The 3,613-nt window shown below is 62.2% G+C and carries 2 protein-coding genes and 1 pseudogene; all 3 read right to left on the bottom strand.

Features of this window, described 5'->3' with window-relative positions; all coding sequences use genetic code 11:
- Positions 1-863, bottom strand: a pseudogene (locus ACTH3D_RS11490) (ABC transporter); the annotation flags it as partial.
- Complete coding sequence (locus tag ACTH3D_RS11485) at positions 860-2,455, bottom strand: ATP-binding cassette domain-containing protein (RefSeq protein WP_441667252.1); 1,596 nt, start codon at positions 2,453-2,455, stop codon at positions 860-862. The gene ACTH3D_RS11485 and the pseudogene ACTH3D_RS11490, both read right to left, overlap by 4 nt.
- A 731-nt stretch (positions 2,456-3,186) precedes the next feature.
- The coding region (locus ACTH3D_RS11480) for a TonB-dependent receptor domain-containing protein (protein WP_441667251.1) at positions 3,187-3,613 on the bottom strand (427 nt) is incomplete at its 5' end.

Raw genomic sequence — 3,613 nt, 5'->3', positions numbered from 1 at the left:
CCCAGACCGGCCAACGCCAACTCGCCCAGCGGTGCCGCGGCCCGCGCAACGAGCACCAGCAACGCCAGCACCGTGGCAGGCGCATCCTGCCCGGCCAGCACCGCCCAGGCCGCCATACCCGCCAGAGGCAGTATGCCGGACAGCGTGGAGACCAGGGTAGCCGCCACCGCCGAGCGGTTGGTGGACGCTAGCGCGCGCTCCTGGGTGCGCCAACGATGTTCAATGCGTTCCAAGGCACGCTGGGGCCCCGCAGCTGTGCGCAGCAGTTCCAGGTGATCAATCAGTTCCAGCGTGGCCTGCGCCGCTCCTTGCTCTGCGGCGTGCCGCCCGGCATCGGCGCGAGCCAATGTGCGCTGGGCCAGGTATTGCATCAGCAGCGACAGCGACAGCAGGCCAGCCGCTACCCCAGCCGTACCAGGGCCAGCCAGCCAGGCCACACCCGCCAACAGGAACAGCGGCATCAGCGGTGCGTGCAGAAAGGTCTGCAACTGGTGGGCGGGAATGCTCATAAAACCAGGAATGCCCCGCCCTGCCATCAGCGCGACCTGCGCACGGTGCTCGTCAGAAAACCAGGATAACCGTGCACGCGCCAGTGCCTGGCCGAGTGCGTCATAGAGATCACCGGCAAGCCGCGCCCCCGAGATAAAGCCCGCCCGCGTGACCAGAACCGTCGCCAGCACGGCCACCGCAGCGGCCAGCAGGACTGGACCTTCGACATGGTGCTCGGCAATGGCCAGTGCCAGAACCGTATAGGCAGCGGCCTCCAGTGCTGCGACGATGACCCAGCCGAAGCCGATAAGCCACAGGCGGCGGCGCGCGGTGACTGGAAGTATCTGCGTGGATGGTGAAGAAGCTGCGTTCATCGCTGGATCTCCGGTTGCATAGTGGGTTTCAATTCGAACCGCGCATCAGCATAACCGGCCAGCGCGAGATCATGTGTGACCATCACCAGAGTCAAGCCGCGATCGTGGGCCAATTCGCGCAACGCCATCACCAAACGAGTGGCGGTGACATCGTCGAGCGCACTGGAGGGTTCATCCAGCAGGATCACTGGCGCTGGCGTTAGGAAGGCGCGCGCCAGCCCGACGCGCTGGCGTTCGCCACCGGACAGCCGTGTGGCATCCGCATTCAGGGGCACATCAATCAGCGCCCGCGCCAACGCCTTGGCCATTTGCTCGTCGGTGGCCGCGGGCGCGGACAGCGCCAGGTTCTCGAGCACAGTGGCGGCTAGCGCGTCGCCACCCTGTGGGATGAGCAAGCAGGCCTGCTGACGCGCCTGTGCATCCAGTGTGGCGATATTGATCCCCGCCAAGAAAATAGCGCCATCATCCAGGGGTTCCAGCCCCGCCAACGCGCGCAGCAACGTACTCTTGCCCGCACCACTGGGGCCGGTGATGGCCGTCAGCGTACCTGGCGAAAAGCATTGGCACAGGCCATCGAGCACCCGCCGGCCGTCCAGAACAAGGGTGGCGCCCTGCGCATCAAGCTCGGGCGCGCCTTCCGGCAAGCGCACATCACCGGCCGGTAACGCCGGTTCGCGTAGCAACGCCGCCAGCCGACCAGCAGCCGCCCGGCCAGCCGTCACGTAGTCCAGCCCATGTCCAAGCCGCAGTGCAGGCGTAACGATAGCCAAGCTGAAGAACAGCGCCGCCGCCAGCGTGGGAACGTCATGAAGCCCAGCTACAGCGTAGGCTATCGCAAGAGTGGCCGCTGCCTGCAACAGCGCCACCGCCGCCGCTGCGGGCGTAGCCACCTTGCCGACCCAGACCACCATACCTCGCGTAAAGCGACCGGCGGCGTCATGGTAGGCTGCTAATGCGCCCGACTGGGTGCCATAGATGCGGTTGACGCGGATACCGCGCACGTAATCATCCACCGCTGCCGTAATGTCACCCATGACCCGCATACGCTCGGCGCCATGGCGCGCCGATACGCGCGGCACCCACACCAGGTAATAGAGCGCGGCCAATACACCTGGTAGCAGCGCCAACAGCGCGACCGGCCCAGCCATCACCACCAGCAGAACGATCGACGCCAGCGGTACCACGGCGAAGGTGGCGACCTCAGAGGGCAAGTGCGCGATCATGTGATGGAGTGCGGCGATATCGTCTGACACCAGACGTCTAAGCGTATCGCTGCCTTGCCGAGCCAGCGTGCTGGCAGGCAACCTCACCAGATGCCTGGCGATCTCCCGGCGCAATCGGGATGCAAAGTCTGCTTCGGCGTGGTGCGACAGCCAAGTTGCAAGGGATGCCATCGAAGCGCCAGTAACCCACAGCCCCAGCGCCGTGATAACCCAGCCGATCGCCAGGTCAGCAACAAACTGCACAACGCACCACAACGCCCCCAGCATTGCCAACCCAGACAGCACTGCGGCCAGGGTGCCTGCGGCAAGCCTCGGCAATACTGGGCGCAGTGCGGGCGCTAGGGATATCTTGGAGAAACCTTTGAGCATCTCACCTCCTCTCATATCAATCACCACTTCCGTAAGGTGCCTAAGCGATTGCAGTAGGACCGCATAAAAAACACGCTTTCAATGTTTGAGTACCGAGCGTTCAGATCCGGCATCGCCTCGACAACACCTTCAAGCTCTTGTGTGAATAATGCGGTGTCAAAGGCCTTGTCCAACATCCAGGCTCATACGTAACGCTCAATGCGCTCGGGACTCTGCTGTTGCAACAGCAACACTTGCTCTTCATATTCGCTTGCAACTAATGGTGCCAGCACCGCTGAAAGGTATGTAGACATGGACTACCTCCTGGTCTATCAATAACCATGAGCCAAAGAACCTTACCCCTTTCAATCTGGTCACCCTACCTGCACGCCATTTGAACGATCTGACAGACCCCTTTCATACTCACTATATCCGCAGTTTTTCAGAATGGTGTCTATGACAAGCTCCCGAGAAACTCTCTCAGTTCAAGGGGATGCACCATCTCGCTGAACTGGGCGGCTGTGAAGTGGACCTCGGAATTTGGACAGGTGCCTAAGCTCTGATTCATTATCCCCACAAGGAGGAGAGTCATGAGCACATCCCGTACTCGTTCCCTCAGCACCTATCTTCCAAGTTAGTTTATCCCGGTCTGCTGCTACCTCGGCTCGACTCGCCTCCTCGGTATGTGCTGGTCCTTTCATCCGTGTTTCCTCCAACTTGCCATTGACCAATCAAAGGGCGCTCGGTAACCGTCAGAAGCCCATCGTGGCCGAAAGCTTGAAGGTACGCGGCGCACCCAGGGCCAGACTTGAGTAGTGCGGTTTAGCCCAATACGCCTTGTTGGTCACATTGGTGACGGCGGCTCGCAAGGTCAGCGGGCGGCCTGAGACCTTGGTGACATAGCGTCCGCCCAGGTCGAACACGGTGCGCCCAGGTACCGATAGCGAATTGTCCGCGCTGAGGTATTGCTTGGATGCCGAGGTCGCGTTGCCAGTCAACGTCAAGCCTTGCACCGCTGGGACATCCCACTCCGCTCCCAGCTTGGCCTGCCACTTCGGCAAGCCAGTGGCTTGCTTGCCCTCATTCGCGGCAACAGCGGCTTTCGTCACTTCGGCATCCGAATAGGCGACACCGCCCATCAGGCGCACGCCCTGCAGCGGCGAGCCGAAGAAGCCCCAT

The sequence above is a fragment of the Halomonas sp. genome (assembly GCF_052095765.1).
Taxonomy (GTDB): Bacteria; Pseudomonadota; Gammaproteobacteria; order Pseudomonadales; family Halomonadaceae; genus Halomonas.
This window is presented reverse-complemented; position numbering and strand designations above follow the sequence as displayed.

What these genes read in the sequence shown, in the direction of transcription:
- ACTH3D_RS11485 (WP_441667252.1), bottom strand. Translation starts at nt 2,455, where the DNA reads ATGCTCAAAGGTTTCTCCAAGATATCCCTAGCGCCCGCACTGCGCCCA.